The sequence below is a fragment of the Streptomyces sp. NPDC030862 genome (assembly GCF_055571835.1).
On record NZ_JBVIEN010000010.1, the window covers coordinates 314,837 to 335,894 of the forward strand.

Genomic DNA, 21,058 nt, shown 5'->3' on the forward strand with positions numbered 1-21,058 from the left:
ATGTCTCTGGTCAGTTCCCTGAACAAGGCCGCGGGTTCGCTACGCGGCCTCCGGTCGAACGCCGATACGGCGTCGAAGCAGATGGGCGGGCTCAAGCGATCGGTCGAGCAGACCTCCGCGCCGCTGAGCCGCTTGAAGACCACCGCGGGGCAGGCCGACACCGCCCTGTCCAAGATCAAGGGCGGCGGCGACAAGGCGTCCGCCGCCATGACCAAGGTCAAGGGGGGCGCCGACAAGGCCGGCTCCGCCGTCGGCAAGCTCCGCACCTCCGCGAACAACGGCAACAGCTCGCTGGGCAGGCTCCGCACCGGCCTCAACAACGCCAACACCTCCTTCGGCAAGGCCAAGAGCGGCACCGACAAGTTCAAGACCTCGCTCGACAGGCTCAAGGGCTCCGCCGACAAGGCGAAGAACGCCCTGCGTGACGTCAAGCGCCAGGCGGACGCCGTCGAGAAGTCGGTCGGGAAGGCCGGGAAGAACGCCGACAAGACCGGCAAGACGATGGGCGGCGGGCTGGCCAAGGGCCTGAAGGGGGCGAGCCTCGCGCAGCGCGGGCTCAACCTGGTGATGGCCGCCAACCCGTTCGGCCTCATCATGGCGCTGCTCGCGCCGCTCATCCTCAAGTTCGTCAACGTCGACAAGATCGTCTCCGTCGTCTCCAAGGGCTTCAAGGCCGGCATGAAGGCGATCCAGAACGCGGTGTCGACGGCGATCAGGGTGATCACGCCGATCCTCAAGGGCATCGGCAACGTCATGCTCGCGCCCTTCCGGGCCTTCGCCACCGCCATCAACACGATCATCGGCGCGCTCAACGGCTTCAAGGTCTCGATCCCCAGCTGGGTGCCGAAGTTCGGCGGCAAGAGCTTCTCCATGAACCTGCCGAAGATCCCGGTCCCCCACCTCGCCAAGGGCGGCATCGTCCAGCCCCGCAACGGCGGCACCCTCGCCGTGATCGGCGAGGCCGGCGAGCACGAGGCCGTCATCCCGCTCAGCAAGCTGGAACGCATGATCGGCCCCGGCGGCGGCCGCGCCCAGATCGCCCGGCTCGCCGAGGCGGTCGAACGGCTCGCCGACCGGCCCGTCCACGTCCAGGTCGACGGCCAGACCATCGCCCGCGCCGTCATCGCCGGCCACCGCCAACTCGCCCGCCGCTAGGTCGTGTCCGCACGGCACCGGTAGTCACGACCAAGAAAGGAGGCACGTCCCATGCCAAGGAATCTCTGGGTCGGCCTGCCCGGACAGCTCCGGGAGATCAGCCAGGCGGCCAGCGCCTTCGAACGCGGCGCGGACCTCGGCGTCTCCCAGTTCACCTCGCTCAGCGGCCAGATCACCACGATCGCGCCCAAGCGCGCCCCCCGCCGGATCAAGCTCAGCTTCGACCGGCTCTCGCAGGACGACGCGACGCACCTGGACCGGCTGGCCCGCCGCATCGACGGCCCCGGCCCCGTCGACCTGCTCGACCCGGTGGCCCGCAACCTGCTCGACCCGCTCCAGGCGGAGGGGCGCAGCGCGTCCAGCACCCCGTACAACGTCTGGTACACCTCCGTCAGTGGCAGCGGCAAGGTGGAGCTGTCGACCGCCGCCGGGGCGCAGCCCCAGACGTACGTCTGGAAGGCCGAGACCACCACGGCGCAGCTCAACTGGCACCGCCGGCCGCGGGCCGGCTTCCCCGTCGCGCCCGGCATGCGGGTGCGGTTCACCCTGCCGAAGTCGTGGCGGGTCGGCCCCTGTGCCACCCGCCTGCACTGGCGCGACGCGGCGGGCACCTACCTGTCGTCCGCGGCCGACACCGGGCACACCCTCGTGGCCACGGTCCCGGCGGGTGCCGCGCTGGTCACGCCCTCGGGCGTCGCCGGCGAGATCGGGACGTACGGCCTCGACGGCGCCGTGCTGACCATCGACGACGACCACGTGCCCACCGCCCCGGTGAACCTGCTCTCCGCCGACCAGGCCGCCGGCAAGGGTGCGCTGACGCAGTGGTCGGCAACGGGCGTCACCCTGTCGACGGACACCTCGGGGTACGCGGTCGCCTCCCTGGCCGCGTCCACCGCCGGAACGCTGACCTTCGTCAACGGCACGCAGAAGGGGCACGCACTGCCGCCGGGCGCGGGACTGGTCGGCCTGGTGCTGCCCGCCGCGGTCCGCACCCGCGCCCAGAGCTGCGCGCTCACCTTCCACGACGCCGCCGGCGCCGTGCTGGCGACCGTCACCGGCTGGGCCCCGGCGGCCGTGCCGGCCGGCGCCACCCACGTCTCCGCCACGGTGTCGTTCGCCTCGGCCACCACGGCGTTCCAGTCGCGGATCGGCCCGGCGAAGCTGCTGCACATCGACCCGACGGTGCCCCAGCTGCCGGGCGACGGGTGCCCGGTGATGGCCGTCACGGCCTTCACCGACTCCGCGGCCCGCCCGCTGCCGTACCGCAACGTCTCCATCGAGCTGGCGGAGGTGGCCGGTGCGAGCAACTGACGAGAACCTGACCGGCACCCTCCAGTCCGGCTCACGCGTCGCCCACCACACCACCCGCCTCGGCGGCCAGGACGTCTCCGAGCAGGTCCAGTCCTGGCAGCTGGAGCGCAGTTACAGCACCGACCTGCCGGACGCCATGCGCGCGTTCTCCGGCAGCTCGTCGGCGCAGCTGCAGCTCCAGCTGTCCGGCACCGGCGGCAGGTCGGCGCCCGCGCTGTACTCCCCGTGGGCGCCGCGCTCGACCGGTGACATCGCCCGCCCCGGCCAGTCCGTGGTCCACCAGTACGGCACCGACGCCGGCGTCCTGCCCGCCTTCCGCGGCACCCTGCGCAACCGGTCCGCCGCCTCCGGCACGGACAGCGTGCAGCTGACGGCGCTGGACGGCGCGGAGCGGCTGCACGGCCCCGCGGAGCTGCCCAGGCCGTACGCCGGGTTCTACTGGCGGCGTCCGATGGCCACCGCCACCTGGTGCGTCGACGAGCTGCTGCGGCAGGCCGGCGTCCACTCCTGCCCGCCGCCGCGGTACCCGGAGTTCGACCCGGCCGCGCCGCTCACCCTGGTGTACGCCTCGCTGCACGGCGGGTTCGCCGCGACGTACGGCCAGCCCGAGGTCGTACCCGATCCACGGCACTACAGCTGGACCCGGCAGGGCGCCCCGCATGAGATGGCACTCGTGCCGCACGCCGCCGCGACGGACACCCACGCGATGACCGCCACCTGGTTCCCCCGCAGCCGGGTCACCGTCCCCGGCAGCCGGCTCTTCGCCGAGGCCTGGGTGAACAGCGCGGTCGGCTTCGGCAGCACCGTCGCCCTGGAGCTGGACCTCAACCGCACCGGCACCCAGACCGGCCGGCTGCGGATCGCCGTCGACTTCTCGACCGGCCAGGTGTTCATGCACTCCGGCACCCGGGAGGGCAGCGGCTACTACTACTCCTGGGGCATCTCGGCGCTCAAGGAGAAGCCCGGTGTCTGGCACATCGGCGGCCTGTTCGACACCATGTCGACCGGGACGGCCGTACTGCCGACCGTGCAGCCCTTCCTGACCGGCCCGGACGGGACGCACTACCCGTGCAACCCGGTGACCTTCACCCACGCGTCGGCCGAGCAGCCCGCCGCCGAGCTGTACCAGCTGCGGCTGGTGACACAGCTCGCCGCCGAGGCGGTCCAGCTCACCAGCGGGCTGGCCGGCACGCCCACGGCCACGGAGTTCGCCCAGCAGACGTGGGTCAAGGAAGCCGAACTGGACGACGCGATCCTCCCGCTGTACGCGGTGCCGCGGGTGTCCGGCTCCCAGTGGGACGTGATCACGCAGATCGCCAAGGCGAGCATGTCGACGGCCGAGTTCGACGAACGGGGCGTCTTCCACTGGCGCAACTACACGCGCTTCGCGAAGGCCCCGACGGCCCCCGACCTGACCCTGACGTCGGTACGCGACATCGCGGCGCTCACCGTCACCGAGGAGATCGACGCCTGCCGCAACTACTGCGTCCAGCCGTTCAAGGACTGGTCGTCGGTGAAGGTCACCAGCGGTACGACGTACAACGACACCGTGGTGCGCGAGGTGCCCGGCAACAGCTCGGTGACGCTGAAGTACGTGCTCGCCGAGGAGGAGTTCGACGTCGGTCCGCCGAACGTCGACGACGACCAGAGCGTCGCCCCCGGCTTCTCGGTGCGCTTCGCGGCCTCCAACGCGGCCGGCGCGGACGCCGTCAAGGGGGCCGTGGACATCCTCGCGCGGCGGGAGGAGGGGTGCCTGGTCCTGCGGTTCACCAACCGCACCAGCCGGCGCCTGTACACGGTGACGGAGGACGGCAAGCCGTCCGTCTACATCCAGACGCTCAAGCCGTCCACCGAGGCGGTCGAGCGGCAGGCGACCTCGTGGATCTCCGGCAGCACCAGCGAGAGGTACCACGGGCGCCAGGAGTTCTACGCCGAGGCCAGCGACTGGATCCAGGACTACCGGGCTGCGCAGGAACTCGCCGACGCGATGCGGGTGGCGGGCCAGTACCCCGTGCCCGTGCTCGGCGAGGTCGAGGTGCTGTACGACCCGCGCATCCAGCTCGGTGACGTCGTACGCGTCGTGGACTCCACCGGCGCGGCGCTGGACACCTTCGCCTGGGTCGTCGGGATCAAGACCGGCTCCACGGCGCCCGGAACCGTGCAGCAGACCCTGACCCTCCGCGGCACCAGGACGAACGGGATCCCGGCGGACGCCGGGCTGACGCCCGACACCCCCTCCGACCGCACCCCCGTCCCGGCCGGCGCGACCTACGCGGACGTCGCCGCCGCCCATCCCACGCTGGGAGACCTCGCCGGCAGCGGTCTGACCTGGCAGCAGGTCAAGGAGAGCGCGTCATGACCGACAACACCGACACCGCGGTCACCGAGAACACCGACACCGCGCCGGACCCGGTGGAGATCAGCACCGAGGCGCCGGGGGACCCGACCCACCCCGTCGGGGTGCTCCTGGAGGAGCACCCCGTCACGCCCGCTCCCCCGCCCTCCGGCCCGGAGGCCCCGGAGCCCGGACCCGAGCCCGACACCGCACCCGCCGTACCCGCCGTACCCGTCTCCGGCGGAGGCCAGGAGGAGATCGCATGACCACCCAGTACACCCCGCTCAGCAACCTCCCCTACCCCCAGCCGAGCGACCCCGCCGACCTGCCCGCGCACCTGCAGTCCCTCGCCCAGTCGCTGGACGGGCGGGCGGTGATGCGGTTCGCCACCGCCTCCGAGCGGGACACCAAGGTCACCGCGCCGGTGGCCGGGATGGTGGCGTGGATCGCCTCGCCGGGCCGCCTGATGTACTACACGGGCTCCGCCTGGGCGCCCGTCGGTCCGGTGCCGGTCTTCCGGGTCAACCTCGACGGCGGCAGCACCACCAGCACCACCTGGGTCGAGACCCTGACCGGCGCGACGGGGGACCCGATGAACGCCGCGTTCACCGTGCCCGCCTCGGGCCAGGTCATCATCACCGTGGGCTGCTACATGCACGGCACCGCCACCAATGTCGGCTGCTACATGTCGGCGAACGTCCGCAACTCCGCCGGGACCGTGGTGGTCGGAGCGTCCGACGACCGGGCGGCGCTGGTCAACACCCCCAACCGGTCCTCCGTCTCGACGCAGTTCCTGATCAGCGGCCTGGCCGTCGGTACGACGCACACCGCCACGCCCGCCTACCGGACGGCGAACACCACCAGCACCGGCAACTACGACACCCGGTTCATCCGCATCGACCCGGTGATGTGACCCCCGCGGCCGCCGGCCCCGCCCCGCGCGCGGCCGGCGGCCCCCGGGCCCACCGCGCTCGTACCCCGCCCCCGCACGACGAGGAGACGTAAGCATGGCAGCTCCCCTCTCCCCCGACCGGCTCCTCGCCGCCCTGCGCGCCGAGGGCGTCCGCGTCGTCGAACACCCCGGTTGGCGCACCCGCAACCGGAACCACAAGGGCCCCTGGGGTCCGGTGCACGGCGTGATCGTGCACCACACCGTCTCCAGCGGCTCCGCCGCCTCCGTGGCGCTCTGCCGCGACGGTTACGCCGGTCTGCCCGGCCCGCTCTGCCAGGCCGTCATCGACAAGGAGGGCACGGTCCACCTGATCGCCAACGGCCGCGCCAACCACGCCGGGACCGGCGACGGCGACGTCCTGCGCGCGGTCCGGGCGGAGACGGCCCCACCGCCGCCGGCCGACCAGGACACCGACGGCAACGCCCACTTCTACGGCTTCGAGTGCGTCAACCTCGGCGACGGCAAGGACCCCTGGCCCGCCGCCCAGCTCGACGCCATCGAGCGCGCCTCGGCCGCCCTCTGCCGCGCCCACGGCTGGTCCGCCGGCTCCGTGATCGGCCACAAGGAGTGGACCCGTACCAAGACGGATCCGCGCGGTTTCGAGATGCGTACGATGCGCTCCCGCGTCGCCGCCCGGCTCGGGAAGCCGGCCGGCGGCCCGGGCGCCCCGCCCCCGCCGGGCACCCCCGGCACGCCGCGCTACCAGCCCTTCCCCGGCGCGTCGTTCTTCACCTCCGCCACCAGCTCCCCGGTGATCACCGCCATGGGCCGCCGACTGGTCGCCGAGGGCTGCTCGGCGTACGCCGTCGGTCCCGGCCCGCGCTGGTCCGAGGCCGACCGCCGCAGTTACGCGAAGTGGCAGCGCAAGCTCGGCTTCACCGGCTCCGACGCCGACGGCGTCCCCGGGCGCGCCTCCTGGAACGCCCTGAAGGTCCCCTACACCCGCTGAGGAGCCCCGATCATGACCGACGCCGCCCAGCGCACGGCCAGAACCATCCTCCAGTCCGCCGTCGGCATCGCCGTCGTCCTGCCCGCGATCGTGGACGCCTCCGGTGTCCCGGCGACCCTCCCCTGGGTCGCCGGCGCCCTGGCCGTCGCCGGCGCGCTCGCGCGGGTCATGGCCCTGGAGGCCGTACAGAAGCTGCTGCCGTCCTGGCTGAGCAGCCCCTCGCCGGGAACCGCCGATGACCGAGACTGACCGGAACGACCCGGTCGCGGTCGCCCTCGAACTGGAACGGCTGCGCGGCACGCTGGAAGCCGGGTTCGCCCGCGCCGACGGCTCGCTCGCCCTGCTGGTCCAGCGCAGCGACCAGACCGACAAGCAGCTCGCCGACCACGAGGCGCGGCTCGACGCGCTGGAGCGCACCCGCTGGCCGCTGGCCAGCGTCACGGCGCTCACCGCGGGCGCCGGATTCACCCTCGCCCTGTGGCAGGCGGCCGGCCGGTAGCAGCCACCGGCAGCCACCGGGAAACGCCGAAGGGCGGCCACCCCGTACGCAACGGGATGGCCGCCCTCCGATCAACAACTCTTACTGGTTGTACGGACCGTAGTCGTAGTCCTCCAGCGGAACGGCCTGGCCGGAGCCCGTGCCGAACGGCGAGTAGTCGATGTCGTCGTAGCCGACGGCCGAGTACATCGCGGCCTTGGCCTCCTCGGTCGGCTCGACCCGGATGTTGCGGTAGCGGGACAGACCCGTACCGGCCGGGATGAGCTTACCGATGATGACGTTCTCCTTGAGGCCGATCAGGGAGTCGGACTTGGCGTTGATCGCCGCGTCCGTCAGGACCCTGGTCGTCTCCTGGAAGGAGGCCGCGGACAGCCACGACTCCGTCGCCAGCGACGCCTTGGTGATACCCATCAGCTGCGGACGGCCGGAGGCGGGGTGACCGCCCTCGGTGACCACACGACGGTTCTCGGACTCGAACTTCGACCGCTCGACGAGCTCGCCCGGCAGCAGCTCCGCGTCGCCGGACTCGATGATCGTCACGCGGCGCAGCATCTGCCGGATGATGATCTCGATGTGCTTGTCGTGGATCGACACGCCCTGCGAGTTGTACACCTTCTGGACCTCGCCGACCAGGTGGACCTGGACGGCACGCTGACCCAGGATGCGCAGCACGTCGTGCGGGTTGGTGGCACCCGCGGTGAGCTTCTGGCCCACCTCGACGTGGTCGCCCTCGGAGACCAGGACCTTGGCGCGCTTCGAGATCGGGTAGGCCGTCTCGTCGCTGCCGTCGTCCGGGGTGACGACGATCTTCTTCGTCTTCTCCGTCTCCTCGATCCGCACGCGGCCGGAGGCCTCGGAGATCGGGGCGACACCCTTCGGCGTACGGGCCTCGAAGAGCTCGACGACACGGGGCAGACCCTGGGTGATGTCGTCACCGGCCACACCACCGGTGTGGAAGGTACGCATCGTCAGCTGGGTACCGGGCTCACCGATGGACTGGGCGGCGATGATGCCGACCGCCTCACCGATGTCGACCAGCTTGCCGGTGGCGAGCGAACGGCCGTAGCAGAAGGCACAGGTGCCGACCGCGGACTCACAGGTCAGGACCGAACGGGTCTTGACCTCCTCGACACCCGCGTTGACCAGGGCGTCGATGAGCACGTCACCCAGGTCGACGTTGGCCGGCGCGATGACCTTGCCGTCCACCACGACGTCCTCGGCGAGCATCCGCGCGTACACGGACGTCTCGACGTCGTCCGCCTTGCGCAGCACGCCGTCCTCGCCGCGCTCGGCGATCCGCAGCTTGAGACCGCGCTCGGTGCCGCAGTCCTCCTCGCGGATGATGACGTCCTGCGAGACGTCCACCAGACGACGGGTGAGGTAACCCGAGTCGGCGGTACGCAGGGCGGTGTCGGCCAGACCCTTACGGGCACCGTGGGTGGAGATGAAGTACTCCAGCACGGACAGGCCCTCACGGAAGGACGCCTTGATCGGACGCGGGATGGTCTCGTTCTTCGCGTTCGACACCAGACCACGCATACCGGCGATCTGCCGCATCTGCATCATGTTTCCTCGGGCACCCGAGTCAACCATCATGAAGATGGGGTTGGTCTTGGGGAAGTTCGCGTTCATCGCCTCGGCGACCTCGTTGGTCGCCTTGGTCCAGATCGCGATGAGCTCCTGCGTGCGCTCTTCCTTGGTGATCAGACCGCGCTCGTACTGCTTCTGGACCTTCTCGTCCTGCTCCTCGTAGCCCTTGACGATCTCCTTCTTCGCCTCGGGAACGACGACGTCGGAGATGGCCACGGTGACGCCGGAACGGGTCGCCCAGTAGAAGCCGGCCGCCTTCAGGTTGTCGAGCGTCGCCGCCACGATGACCTTGGGGTAGCGCTCGGCGAGGTCGTTGACGATCTCGGAGAGCTGCTTCTTGCCGACCGAGTAGTCGACGAACGGGTAGTCCTCGGGCAGCAGCTCGTTGAAGAGCGCGCGGCCCAGGGTCGTCCGCAGACGGAACGAGTCACCCTGCTGCCACTCGGGCTCACCCTCTTCCGCCACCGGCGGGGTCCAGCCACGCGGCGGGACGGTGCCGATCGGGAAGCGGATGTCGACCTTCGCCTGGAGCGAGAGTTCGCCCATGTCGAAGGCCATGATCGCCTCGGCGGTGGAGTTGAAGGCGCGGCCCTCACCCTTGACCTCGCGCTCCTCCTCGTCCGTGGTGAGGAAGAAGAGGCCCAGCACCATGTCCTGGGTCGGCATGGTGACGGGACGGCCGTCGGCCGGCTTGAGGATGTTGTTCGAGGACAGCATCAGGATGCGGGCCTCGGCCTGCGCCTCCGCGGAGAGCGGCAGGTGCACGGCCATCTGGTCGCCGTCGAAGTCCGCGTTGAACGCGGTGCAGACGAGCGGGTGGATCTGGATGGCCTTGCCCTCGACCAGCTGCGGCTCGAAGGCCTGGATGCCGAGGCGGTGCAGCGTGGGCGCACGGTTCAGCAGCACCGGGTGCTCGGCGATGACCTCTTCGAGGACGTCGTACACGACGGTGCGGCCGCGCTCGACCATGCGCTTGGCCGACTTGATGTTCTGCGCGTGGTTCAGGTCGACCAGGCGCTTCATCACGAACGGCTTGAAGAGCTCCAGCGCCATGGCCTTGGGCAGACCGCACTGGTGCAGCTTCAGCTGCGGACCGACGACGATGACGGAACGCGCCGAGTAGTCGACTCGCTTGCCGAGCAGGTTCTGACGGAAGCGACCCTGCTTGCCCTTCAGCATGTCGCTGAGGGACTTCAGCGGGCGGTTACCGGGACCGGTCACCGGGCGGCCGCGGCGGCCGTTGTCGAACAGCGCGTCGACGGCCTCCTGCAGCATCCGCTTCTCGTTGTTCACGATGATCTCGGGAGCACCGAGGTCAAGGAGACGCTTGAGGCGGTTGTTGCGGTTGATGACGCGGCGGTACAGGTCGTTCAGGTCGGAGGTCGCGAAGCGGCCACCGTCCAGCTGCACCATCGGACGCAGGTCCGGCGGGATGACCGGCACGCAGTCCAGCACCATGCCCTTGGGGCTGTTGCTGGTCTGCAGGAAGGCGGAGACGACCTTCAGGCGCTTGAGCGCACGGGTCTTCTTCTGCCCCTTGCCGGTACGGATGATCTCGCGGAGGCGCTCGGCCTCCTCCTCGAGGTCGAAGGACTCCAGGCGCTTCTGCAGCGCCGCGGCACCCATCGAACCGTCGAAGTACGTGCCGAAGCGGTCGCGCAGCTCGCGGTAGAGCAGCTCGTCGCCCTCCAGGTCCTGGACCTTGAGGTTCTTGAAGCGGCTCCACACCTCGTCGAGACGGTCGATCTCGCGCTGGGCGCGGTCGCGCAGCTGCTTCATCTCGCGCTCGGCACCCTCGCGCACCTTGCGGCGCACGTCGGCCTTGGCGCCCTCGGCCTCCAGCTCGGCCAGGTCGGTCTCGAGCTTCTTGGCGCGGGCCTCGAGGTCGGCGTCACGGCGCTGCTCGATCTGCTGGCGCTCGACGGAGACGTGGGCCTCCAGCGAGGGCAGGTCGCGCGTGCGGCGCTCCTCGTCGACGTACGTGATCATGTACGCCGCGAAGTAGATGACCTTCTCGAGGTCCTTCGGGGCGAGGTCCAGCAGGTAGCCCAGGCGGGACGGCACGCCCTTGAAGTACCAGATGTGGGTGACGGGAGCGGCCAGCTCGATGTGGCCCATCCGCTCACGGCGCACCTTGGCGCGGGTGACCTCGACGCCACACCGCTCACAGATGATGCCCTTGAAGCGGACGCGCTTGTACTTGCCGCAGTAGCACTCCCAGTCCCGGGTCGGACCGAAGATCTTCTCGCAGAAGAGTCCGTCCTTTTCGGGCTTCAGGGTGCGGTAGTTGATGGTCTCCGGCTTCTTGACCTCGCCGTGGGACCACTGACGGATGTCGTCCGCGGTGGCCAGGCCGATCCGCAGCTCGTCGAAGAAGTTGACGTCGAGCACTATGCGTCAATCCCTCTCAGGGTTTGAGTCTCAATCATGGTCTGTACGGGTCCGGGGCAGGGCCGGGGCCTCACGAGGAGGCCCCGACCAGACCCGTCAGACCTCTTCGACGCTGCTCGGCTCGCGCCGGGACAGGTCGATGCCAAGCTCTTCCGCAGCGCGGAAGACGTCCTCGTCGGTGTCGCGCATCTCGATGGACATGCCGTCCGAGGACAGCACCTCCACGTTGAGGCACAGGGACTGCATCTCCTTGATGAGCACCTTGAAGGACTCCGGGATGCCGGGCTCGGGGATGTTCTCGCCCTTGACGATCGCCTCGTAGACCTTCACGCGGCCGGTGACGTCGTCGGACTTGATGGTCAGCAGCTCCTGGAGGGCGTACGCGGCGCCGTAAGCCTCCAGCGCCCACACCTCCATCTCACCGAAGCGCTGGCCACCGAACTGAGCCTTACCACCCAGCGGCTGCTGGGTGATCATCGAGTACGGACCGGTCGAGCGCGCGTGCAGCTTGTCGTCGACCAGGTGGTGGAGCTTGAGGATGTACATGTACCCGACCGAGATCGGGTCCGGGAACGGCTCGCCGGAGCGGCCGTCGAACAGGCGCGCCTTACCGGTCGGGAGCACCATGCGGTCCCCGTCGCGGTTCGGGATGGTGTGCTGCAGCAGACCGGCCAGCTCGTCCTCGCGCGCACCGTCGAAGACGGGGGTGGCGACGTTGGTGCCGGGCTCGACCTTGTCGGCGCCGATGGCCTGCAGGCGCTGCGCCCACTCGTCCGCGAGGCCGGAGACGTCCCAGCCGCGGCTGGCGAGCCAGCCGAGGTGGATCTCCAGGACCTGTCCCGGGTTCATTCGGGACGGGACACCCAGCGGGTTGAGGATGATGTCGACCGGGGTGCCGTCCTCCAGGAACGGCATGTCCTCGATCGGCAGGATCTTGGAGATGACGCCCTTGTTGCCGTGGCGGCCGGCGAGCTTGTCACCGTCGGTGATCTTGCGCTTCTGCGCGACGTACACGCGCACCAGCTGGTTGACACCGGGGGGAAGCTCGTCGCCCTCCTCGCGGTCGAAGACGCGTACGCCGATGACCTTGCCGGTCTCGCCGTGCGGCACCTTCAGCGAGGTGTCACGGACCTCACGCGCCTTCTCACCGAAGATCGCGCGGAGCAGGCGCTCCTCGGGGGTCAGCTCGGTCTCACCCTTGGGCGTGACCTTGCCGACGAGGATGTCGCCGGCGACGACCTCGGCACCGATGCGGATGATGCCGCGCTCGTCGAGGTCGGCGAGGACCTCCTCGGAGACGTTCGGGATGTCCCGGGTGATCTCCTCGGGGCCGAGCTTGGTGTCACGGGCGTCGACCTCGTGCTCCTCGATGTGGATCGAGGAGAGGACGTCGTCCTGCACGAGGCGCTGCGACAGGATGATCGCGTCCTCGTAGTTGTGACCCTCCCACGGCATGAACGCCACGAGCAGGTTCTTGCCCAGCGCCATCTCGCCGTTCTCGGTGGCCGGACCGTCGGCGAGGACCTGGCCCTCGACGACCCGGTCGCCCTCGGAGACGACGACCTTCTGGTTGACCGAGGTGCCCTGGTTGGAGCGGGCGAACTTGGCCAGGCGGTACGTGATGTACGTGCCGTCGTCGTTGGCGACGGTGATGTAGTCCGCGGAGAGCTCCTGGATCACACCGTCCTTCTCCGCCTTGACGACGTCGCCGGCGTCGGTGGCACAGCGGTACTCCATGCCGGTGCCGACGAGCGGGGCCTCCGCCTTGATGAGCGGAACGGCCTGGCGCATCATGTTCGCGCCCATGAGGGCACGGTTGGCGTCGTCGTGCTCGAGGAACGGGATCATGGCGGTCGCGACCGACACCATCTGGCGCGGCGAGACGTCCATGTAGTCCACGTCGTCGGGCGCGACGTAGTCGACCTCGCCGCCACGGCGGCGGACCAGCACGCGGGCCTCGGCGAACCGGAGCTCGTCGGTCAGCGGCGCGTTGGCCTGGGCGATGACGAAGCGGTCCTCCTCGTCGGCGGTCAGGTAGTCCACCTCGTCGGTGACCTGGCCCTCGACGACCTTGCGGTACGGGGTCTCGACGAAGCCGAACGCGTTGACGCGGCCGTACGAGGCGAGCGAACCGATCAGACCGATGTTCGGGCCTTCGGGGGTCTCGATCGGGCACATGCGTCCGTAGTGGGACGGGTGCACGTCTCGGACCTCGAAGCCGGCCCGCTCACGGGACAGACCACCCGGGCCGAGCGCGGACAGACGACGCTTGTGCGTCAGCCCGGACAGCGGGTTGTTCTGGTCCATGAACTGCGACAGCTGGCTGGTGCCGAAGAACTCCTTGATGGAGGCGACGACCGGCCGGATGTTGATCAGGGTCTGCGGCGTGATCGCCTCGACGTCCTGGGTCGTCATGCGCTCGCGCACGACGCGCTCCATACGAGCCAGACCCGTGCGGACCTGGTTCTGGATGAGCTCGCCGACGTTGCGCAGACGGCGGTTGCCGAAGTGGTCGATGTCGTCCGTCTCGACCACGATGGTCGAGCCGTTCTCACCGACGGTCTCGGTCTCGCCCGCGTGGAGCTTCACCAGGTACTTGATCGTCGCGATGATGTCGTCGACGGTCAGGACACCGGCGTCCAGCGGCTCGTCCGCACCCAGCTTCTTGTTGACCTTGTAGCGGCCGACCTTGGCCAGGTCGTAACGCTTCGGGTTGAAGTAGAGGTTCTCCAGAAGCGTCTGGGCGGCCTCGCGCGTCGGCGGCTCGCCCGGGCGCAGCTTGCGGTAGATGTCGAGCAGCGCGTCGTCCTGGCCCTGGGTGTGGTCCTTCTCCAGGGTGGCGCGCATGGACTCGTACTCGCCGAACTCCTGCATGATCTGCTCGGTGGTCCAGCCGAGCGCCTTGAGGAGGACGGTCACGGACTGCTTGCGCTTGCGGTCGATGCGGACACCGACCATGTCGCGCTTGTCGATCTCCATCTCCAGCCAGGCACCCCGGGACGGGATGATCTTGGCCGAGAAGATGTCCTTGTCGGACGTCTTGTCGATGGAGGAGTCGAAGTACACACCCGGCGAGCGCACGAGCTGCGACACCACGACACGCTCGGTGCCGTTGATGACGAAGGTGCCCTTGTTGGTCATGAGCGGGAAGTCGCCCATGAAGACCGTCTGGGACTTGATCTCGCCGGTCTCGTTGTTGGTGAACTCGGCCGTGACGAAGAGCGGCGCGGCGTACGTGAAGTCGCGCTCCTTGCACTCGTCGATGGAGTTCTTCGGAGGCTCGAAGCGGTGGTCGCGGAAGGTCAGCGACATCGACCCGGAGAAGTCCTCGATCGGCGAGATCTCCTCGAAGATCTCCTCCAGACCGGACTTGGTGGGGACGTCCTGTCCGGACTCCAGAGCCGCCTCGACACGAGCCTTCCAGGCGGCGTTGCCGAGCAGCCAGTCAAAGCTCTCGGTCTGCAGCGCGAGGAGGTTCGGAACCTCGAGGGGCTCCTTGATCTTTGCAAAGGAGATGCGCAGCGGGGCGGTGCTTGCGCCGTTGTTCGTATTCGCGGTCGAGGCGTTGCGCGAGGCGGCCAAGAGGGGGTCCTTCCGAGGGCTCGGACTCACTACGCGCGTACCGGTCCCTCACAGGACACGAGGACGAATTTTCCTGATTCAGCCAAAAGGCCTGGTCAGGACATTCGATCTCTGTGCTCTTGCGAGGGTATGCCCCTGGTGACGGGCAGGGAGCAGCTAACAGGCAGCGCAAAGGGTCAGTGTAGCCACTTGGCCCACTGATGTCCAGGGCGAGTAAATCGCGACCCTCGTTCTTCTCAACTCCCGGCACCTCGCGCTGTCGGCGCACATCGATACTGCCCGTTCGCCCGTCGATCCATGCCTCGGATCCGGATCGTTGTGACGACGCGTCCTGAGAATTGCGCGCGGCGTGCGGTTCGTCAAGGCCCCCGGGTGAGCGGGGCGCACGGCGAAGATCACCATACTCTCCGTGGGGCTCAGCGCAAGACAGGCACCGCGGGTACGCCGAAGGGCGACCACCCGGTTGGGTGATCGCCCTTCGAAACGCCCCTGAGGGGCGTCAGAACGAGTCAGGAGACCCGCAAGGTCACTTGACCTCGACAGCCGCGCCGGCGGCCTTGAGGGACTCGGCAGCCTTGTCGGCCTGCTCCTTGTTGACCTTCTCGAGGACCGGCTTCGGGGTGCCGTCGACGAGGTCCTTGGCCTCCTTCAGGCCCAGGGAGGTCAGCTCACGCACGACCTTGATGACCTGGATCTTCTTGTCGCCGGCGCCGGTGAGGATGACGTCGAACTCGTCCTTCTCCTCGACGGCCTCGGCGGCGGCGCCACCAGCGGCACCACCGGCGGCGGCAACGGCGACCGGAGCGGCGGCGGTGACGTCGAACTTCTCCTCGAACGCCGAGACGAACGCGGCGAGCTCGATGAGGGTCATGCCTTCGAACTGCTCGAGCAGCTCGTCCTGAGACAGCTTCGCCATGATGGCGGTCCTTCCACTAAATCGGCTGGTGCCGGGTGTACAAGTGAGGCGGGCGTACGTTGGGCCCGCTGCGACCGTCGCCCTAGTGGGCCACGATCAATGCGCGAGCCGAATTACTCGGCACCGCCCTGCTCGGCCTGCTTGGCACGGAGCGCGTCCACGGTGCGGACGAGCTTCGAGGGAAGCGCCTGGAAGAGCGCGGCAGCCTGGGACTGCTTGCCCTTCATGGCGCCCGCCAGCTTGGCGAGCAGAACCTCGCGGGACTCGAGGTCCGCAAGCTTCTTGATCTCGTCGGCGGAGATCGCCTTGCCATCAAGGACACCGCCCTTGATGATCAGGTTGGGGTTCTCCTTGGCGAAGTCACGAAGACCCTTCGCCGACTCCACCGGGTCACCGGTGATGAAGGCGACAGCCGTCGGACCAGCGAACTGGTCGTCCAGCGTCGTGATCCCGGCCTCGTTGGCCGCAATCTTGGTCAGCGTGTTCTTCACCACGGCGTACTGGGCGTTCTCACCGAGCGAACGGCGCAGCTGCTTGAGCTGTGCCACGGTGAGACCGCGGTACTCGGTCAGCACGGCGGCGTTCGAGCTGCGGAACTTGTCCGTCAGCTCGGCAACCGCAGCAGACTTGTCGGGCCTCGCCATGAGCCTCGGCCTCCTTCCGGGTGATTCGGACCGCGTGGGCTGAAGGAAGGAGACTGGGCAAAACGAAACGCCCCGGCGCAGGCGCACGGGGCGTGACTCAACCGGCTGCACTCATCGAAGAGCGGCATCCAGGAGTTCATCCACAGTCACCTGCGCGGGTCGTCCGCAGCTAGCGGATCCTTCGGCCACCGGACCCCTCGCGAGGGCACGGCAACGACCAGCGGTCTTTGGCTTCCTCGGAAGCGTACGCGAATGGTCCCTCGTCAAGCAAATCGGGTCGAACGGCTGACGGGCCGCGCGACTCCGGGCGCGAAAAAACCGGCCCCCACCGCTCCGGAGAGCGATGGGGGCCGGCCTTCGTACGCGAGACCCGCGACGGCCGTCAGGATCAGACGGCGGCCGGGTCCTCCTCGACGAGGAGGTTGCGGGTGCGGTTCGGGTCCAGCGGGATGCCGGGGCCCATCGTGGTGCTCAGGGTCGCCTTCTTGATGTAGCGGCCCTTGGCGGCCGACGGCTTCAGACGGAGGATCTCCTCCAGCGCGGCGGCGTAGTTCTCGACCAGCTTGGTCTCGTCGAAGGAGACCTTGCCGATGATGAAGTGCAGGTTCGCGTGCTTGTCGACACGGAACTCGATCTTGCCGCCCTTGATGTCGGTGACGGCCTTGGCGACGTCCATCGTGACGGTGCCGGTCTTCGGGTTCGGCATCAGACCACGGGGGCCGAGGACGCGGCCGAGGCGGCCGACCTTGCCCATGAGGTCCGGGGTGGCGACGACGGCGTCGAAGTCCAGACGGCCCTTCGCGACCTCGTCGATCAGTTCGTCGGAGCCGACGATGTCGGCGCCCGCGGCCTCCGCGGCCGCAGCACGGTCACCGGTCGCGAAGACCAGGACCCGGGCGGTCTTACCGGTGCCGTGCGGAAGGTTCACGGTGCCACGGACCATCTGGTCCGCCTTGCGCGGGTCGACACCCAGGCGGAAGGCGACCTCGACGGTGCCGTCGAACTTGGTGGCGGCGGTGTCCTTGGCAATGCGGACGGCCTCGAGGGGGGCGTAGTTACGCTCCCGGTCGACCTTGGCGTCCGCGCTGCGGAGAGCCTTGCTGCGCTTCACTTCTTCTCCTGCGTGGTTCAGGTGTGGAGTTGTGGTCGGGGCCAGCGCGGGCCCTCCCACAGAGGTCAGAGGGGGCTGATCAGCCCTCGACCGTGATGCCCATGGAGCGGGCGGTGCCGGCGATGATCTTCTCGGCGGCGTCCAGGTCGTTGGCGTTCAGGTCGGGCATCTTGGTGGTGGCGATGTCACGGACCTGGTCGCGCGTCAGCTTGGCGACCTTGGTCTTGTGCGGCTCGCCGGAGCCCTTGTCCACACCCGCGGCCTTGAGGATCAGCTTGGCGGCCGGCGGAGTCTTGGTGACGAAGGTGAAGGAACGGTCCTCGTAGACCGTGATCTCCACCGGCACGACCATGCCACGCTGCGACTCGGTCGCGGCGTTGTAGGCCTTGCAGAACTCCATGATGTTGACGCCGTGCTGACCCAGCGCGGGGCCGACCGGCGGAGCCGGGTTGGCCGCGCCGGCCTGGATCTGGAGCTTGATAAGCCCCGTGACCTTCTTCTTCTTGGGAGGCATTGCTCTCTCCGGGTCCTAGTGAGAGTTTTCCAGCCGCCGTCCGGATCATCCGGATGGAGGCATACCGCACCACGATAACGGGTATGGCAGTGCGGCCAAAAACCGAGCAGGTCAGAGCAGCTGCGACAGCTGATCTGACCTGACCGGAAACCTGTGGGGGTTAGTTCTTCTGGATCTGGTCGAAGCTCAGCTCGACCGGGGTCTCGCGGCCGAAGATCTCGACGAGGCCCTTGACCTTCTTCGAGTCGGCGTTGATCTCGTTGATCGTGGCCTGGAGCGTGGCGAACGGGCCGTCGGTGACGGTGACCGAGTCGCCGACCTCGAAGTCCAGCACCTGGACCTCGACCTTGCGGGCCGGAGCCGGCTTGCCCTCGGCCTCGGCGGCCTCGCGGGCGGCCTTGGCCTCGGCCTCCGGGGCGAGCATCTTGACGATCTCGTCCAGGGTCAGCGGGTACGGGTCGTAGGCGTTGCCCACGAAGCCGGTGACACCGGGGGTGTTGCGGACGACGCCCCAGGACTCGTTCGTCAGGTCCATGCGGACGAGCACGTAGCCGGGCAGCTTGTTCTGCTTGACGTTCTTGCGCTCGCCGTTCTTGATCTGGACGATCTCTTCCTCGGGCACCTCGGCCTGGTAGATGAAGTCCTCGACGTTCAGCGAGACGGCACGCTGCTCCAGGTTCGCCTTCACGCGCTTCTCGTAGCCCGCATAGGTGTGGATCACGTACCACTCGCCGGGCAGGCCGCGCAGCTCCTCGCGCAGGGCGGCGACCGGGTCGACGGGGGCCTCGGGCTCCTCGGCGGCCTCGGCCTCGACCTCGGCCTCGACCTCGTCGTCCTCGGCGGCCTCGTCCTCGACGGGCTCGATCTCGGACTCCTCGTCCGCCTCCTCGGCGGTCTCGACGTCGTCCTCGCCCTCGACGGCCTCGTCCGCGTCCTCGACGTGGAGCGCGGCTTCCTCGGCCGCCTCGCCGGCAGCGGCGTCCGCAGCTTCCGCCTGGTCCTCGTCGGCCGCCTCGACGACGTCGAGCTCGTCCTGGGCGGACTCGTTCAGGTTCGGGTCAGACACGGTGGCTGCTTCTTCCTGGATACAGATGGGGTGGAACATGCGAAAAGGGGCGCCGGGGTAGGCGCCCTCCGCGGGAATCAGCCGAAGACGTACTTGACTGCTTCCTGGAAGCCGAGGTCGATCACGGTCACGAGACCGATCATGACGACGACGAAAATGATGACGACGGTGGTGTACGTCGACAGCTGGCTGCGCGTGGGCCAGACGACCTTGCGCAGCTCGGCGACGATCTGGCGGTAGAAGAGCGCGAGACGACCCAGCGGGCCCTTCTTGCCGCGCTTGCCGCCCTTGCGGTTCTTCTTGGGCGCTTCGTCTTCGGCATCAGGCATGTCGATGGAGCCTACGGCGTCCGTCACGTCTCTCACCTGATTCCGGGTCGGCCGTGCCGCGCCCGGGTGGAGCCGCACGGCGGTGCAATGACATACATACCTGCGCACACATCCTGGCGGTGTGTGTAGCAGGGCCGGAGGGACTTGAACCCCCAACCGCCGGTTTTGGAGACCGGTGCTCTACCAATTGAGCTACGACCCTTTGTCGTTCTCCCCCAACCTACCGCATCCGCGGATGTGGTCGGTGAGGGCCAACGAGCAGAGAGTGTACGTGGTCAGCGGCTCCGCGTCGAACAGATAGCCCTGGACACGGCCGCGGCACCCCCTGACGCACCGTCCGTCCGCACAGCGAAACCCGTGTACCGGGCCCCTCCGGGGTCTGGGACGATGGGCCGCATGAGCGCTGCAACCCCTCCCACCGAGCGCCGGGTCTCCGCCCGCATCGGCGCGATCTCCGAGTCCGCGACCCTCGCCGTCGACGCCAAGGCCAAGGCCCTCAAGGCCGCCGGCCGCCCGGTGATCGGCTTCGGCGCGGGTGAGCCCGACTTCCCGACGCCGGACTACATCGTCGAGGCCGCGATCGAGGCCTGCCGCAACCCGAAGTACCACCGCTACACGCCGGCCGGCGGACTGCCCGAGCTGAAGGCCGCGATCGTCGCGAAGACGCTGCGCGACTCCGACTACGAGATCGACGCCTCCCAGGTCCTGGTGACCAACGGCGGCAAGCAGGCGATCTACGAGGCCTTCGCCGCGATCCTCGACCCGGGCGACGAGGTCATCGTCCCGGCGCCGTACTGGACGACGTACCCGGAGTCCATCCGGCTCGCCGGCGGCGTCCCGGTGGAGGTCGTCGCCGACGAGACCACCGGCTACCGGGTGTCGGTGGAGCAGCTGGAGGCGGCCCGTACGGAGCGGACCAAGGTCGTCCTGTTCGTCTCCCCGTCCAACCCGACCGGCGCCGTCTACAGCAAGGAAGACGCCGAGGCGATCGGCCGCTGGGCCGTCGAGCACGGCCTGTGGGTGCTGACGGACGAGATCTACGAGCACCTGGTGTACGGCGACGCCGCCTTCACCTCGCTGCCGGCGCTCCTGCCGGAGCTGCGCGACAAGTGCATCGTCGTCAACGGCGTGGCCAAGACGTACGCCATGACGGGCTGGCGCGTGGGGTGGATCATCGGCCCGAAGGACGTGGTGAAGGCCGCGACGAACCTCCAGTCGCACGCCACGTCGAACGTCTCCAACGTCGCGCAGGCCGCCGCCCTGGCCGCCGTGTCCGGCAGCCTGGACGCGGTCGCCGAGATGCGCACCGCGTTCGACCGGCGCCGCCAGACGATCGTGCGGATGCTCAACGAGATCGACGGCGTGGTCTGCCCGGTGCCGGAGGGCGCGTTCTACGTGTACCCGTCGGTCAAGGGCCTGCTCGGCAAGGAGATCCGCGGCAAGCGCCCCGGAACCTCGGTGGAGCTGGCGGCGCTGATCCTGGACGAGGCCGAGGTCGCGGTCGTACCGGGCGAGGCGTTCGGTACGCCGGGTTACCTGCGGCTGTCGTACGCGCTGGGTGACGAGGACCTGGTCGAGGGTGTGTCGCGGATGCAGAAGCTGCTGGCGGAAGCGCGCGACTAGGCACCTCCGGATTTTCCGGAAGTGACAGCGGGCCCCCGGTGGGGGCCCGCTTTTCCGTTCCCGCACACACTCGATCGGGGAAAGGGGCTCC

At 69.0% G+C, this 21,058-nt stretch carries 17 protein-coding genes and 1 tRNA gene; 9 read left to right on the plus strand and 9 right to left on the minus strand.

Annotated elements, in window-relative coordinates:
* The 8 genes from ACZ42X_RS26940 to ACZ42X_RS26975 all read left to right on the plus strand — a co-directional run bounded on the left by ACZ42X_RS26940 (position 1) and on the right by ACZ42X_RS26975 (position 7,201).
* Entirely contained in the window at positions 1 to 1,155 is a 1,155-nt protein-coding gene (locus tag ACZ42X_RS26940; protein ID WP_468295075.1) for a hypothetical protein, read from the plus strand.
* A gap of 51 nt (positions 1,156 to 1,206) precedes the next feature.
* Positions 1,207 to 2,466, plus strand: coding sequence for a hypothetical protein (locus tag ACZ42X_RS26945; RefSeq protein WP_468295077.1), 1,260 nt, complete (start codon positions 1,207 to 1,209; stop codon positions 2,464 to 2,466).
* Positions 2,453 to 4,825, plus strand: a complete 2,373-nt coding sequence (locus tag ACZ42X_RS26950) for a hypothetical protein (protein WP_468295080.1) — start codon at positions 2,453 to 2,455, stop codon at positions 4,823 to 4,825. The genes ACZ42X_RS26945 and ACZ42X_RS26950 overlap by 14 nt, the downstream gene beginning before the upstream one ends.
* Positions 4,822 to 5,067 carry a hypothetical protein gene (locus tag ACZ42X_RS26955; RefSeq protein WP_468295083.1) on the plus strand — a complete coding sequence of 82 codons (246 nt, stop codon included), beginning with the start codon at positions 4,822 to 4,824 and terminating at the stop codon, positions 5,065 to 5,067. Before ACZ42X_RS26950 ends, ACZ42X_RS26955 begins: the two co-directional genes overlap by 4 nt.
* Entirely contained in the window at positions 5,064 to 5,714 is a 651-nt protein-coding gene (locus tag ACZ42X_RS26960) for a hypothetical protein (protein ID WP_468295087.1), read from the plus strand. Before ACZ42X_RS26955 ends, ACZ42X_RS26960 begins: the two co-directional genes overlap by 4 nt.
* 94 nt (positions 5,715 to 5,808) lie before the next feature.
* Positions 5,809 to 6,702 (plus strand): peptidoglycan-binding protein, encoded by an 894-nt coding sequence (locus ACZ42X_RS26965; protein ID WP_468295090.1) that lies wholly within the window; start codon positions 5,809 to 5,811, stop codon positions 6,700 to 6,702.
* Between the two features lie 12 nt (positions 6,703 to 6,714).
* On the plus strand, positions 6,715 to 6,951 hold the full coding sequence (locus ACZ42X_RS26970) for a hypothetical protein (RefSeq protein ID WP_468295092.1): 237 nt from the start codon (positions 6,715 to 6,717) through the stop codon (positions 6,949 to 6,951).
* Positions 6,938 to 7,201, plus strand: a complete 264-nt coding sequence (locus tag ACZ42X_RS26975; RefSeq protein ID WP_355366730.1) for a hypothetical protein — start codon at positions 6,938 to 6,940, stop codon at positions 7,199 to 7,201. Before ACZ42X_RS26970 ends, ACZ42X_RS26975 begins: the two co-directional genes overlap by 14 nt.
* An 81-nt stretch (positions 7,202 to 7,282) precedes the next feature.
* Here ACZ42X_RS26975 and ACZ42X_RS26980 read toward each other — a convergent pair whose 3' ends face one another.
* The 9 genes from ACZ42X_RS26980 to ACZ42X_RS27020 all read right to left on the minus strand — a co-directional run bounded on the left by ACZ42X_RS26980 (position 7,283) and on the right by ACZ42X_RS27020 (position 19,546).
* Complete coding sequence (locus ACZ42X_RS26980) at positions 7,283 to 11,182, minus strand: DNA-directed RNA polymerase subunit beta' (protein WP_468295094.1); 3,900 nt, start codon at positions 11,180 to 11,182, stop codon at positions 7,283 to 7,285.
* A gap of 96 nt (positions 11,183 to 11,278) precedes the next feature.
* Complete coding sequence (gene rpoB, locus ACZ42X_RS26985) at positions 11,279 to 14,764, minus strand: DNA-directed RNA polymerase subunit beta (protein WP_468295097.1); 3,486 nt, start codon at positions 14,762 to 14,764, stop codon at positions 11,279 to 11,281.
* A gap of 526 nt (positions 14,765 to 15,290) precedes the next feature.
* Entirely contained in the window at positions 15,291 to 15,680 is a 390-nt protein-coding gene (gene rplL, locus ACZ42X_RS26990) for a 50S ribosomal protein L7/L12 (RefSeq protein WP_468295099.1), read from the minus strand.
* Between the two features lie 113 nt (positions 15,681 to 15,793).
* Positions 15,794 to 16,324 (minus strand): 50S ribosomal protein L10, encoded by a 531-nt coding sequence (gene rplJ, locus ACZ42X_RS26995; protein ID WP_468295102.1) that lies wholly within the window; start codon positions 16,322 to 16,324, stop codon positions 15,794 to 15,796.
* Positions 16,325 to 16,712: 388 nt separating this feature from the next.
* The gene (rplA, locus tag ACZ42X_RS27000; RefSeq protein WP_361421547.1) at positions 16,713 to 17,435 is read right to left on the minus strand and encodes a 50S ribosomal protein L1; all 723 of its coding nucleotides are present in this window, start codon (positions 17,433 to 17,435) and stop codon (positions 16,713 to 16,715) included.
* Between the two features lie 79 nt (positions 17,436 to 17,514).
* Positions 17,515 to 17,949: a 50S ribosomal protein L11 gene (rplK, locus tag ACZ42X_RS27005; RefSeq protein ID WP_003956479.1), complete on the minus strand. Its 435-nt coding sequence runs from the start codon at positions 17,947 to 17,949 to the stop codon at positions 17,515 to 17,517.
* Between the two features lie 160 nt (positions 17,950 to 18,109).
* On the minus strand, positions 18,110 to 19,015 hold the full coding sequence (gene nusG, locus ACZ42X_RS27010; RefSeq protein ID WP_468295105.1) for a transcription termination/antitermination protein NusG: 906 nt from the start codon (positions 19,013 to 19,015) through the stop codon (positions 18,110 to 18,112).
* A gap of 77 nt (positions 19,016 to 19,092) precedes the next feature.
* Positions 19,093 to 19,371 carry a preprotein translocase subunit SecE gene (gene secE / locus ACZ42X_RS27015; RefSeq protein ID WP_355366709.1) on the minus strand — a complete coding sequence of 93 codons (279 nt, stop codon included), beginning with the start codon at positions 19,369 to 19,371 and terminating at the stop codon, positions 19,093 to 19,095.
* Between the two features lie 102 nt (positions 19,372 to 19,473).
* Positions 19,474 to 19,546 (minus strand) — tRNA-Trp (locus tag ACZ42X_RS27020).
* 194 nt (positions 19,547 to 19,740) lie between these two features.
* On the opposite strand from ACZ42X_RS27020, the gene ACZ42X_RS27025 reads away from it, so the two are divergent.
* Entirely contained in the window at positions 19,741 to 20,967 is a 1,227-nt protein-coding gene (locus ACZ42X_RS27025; RefSeq protein WP_468295108.1) for a pyridoxal phosphate-dependent aminotransferase, read from the plus strand.
* Positions 20,968 to 21,058: the final 91 nt, after the last annotated feature.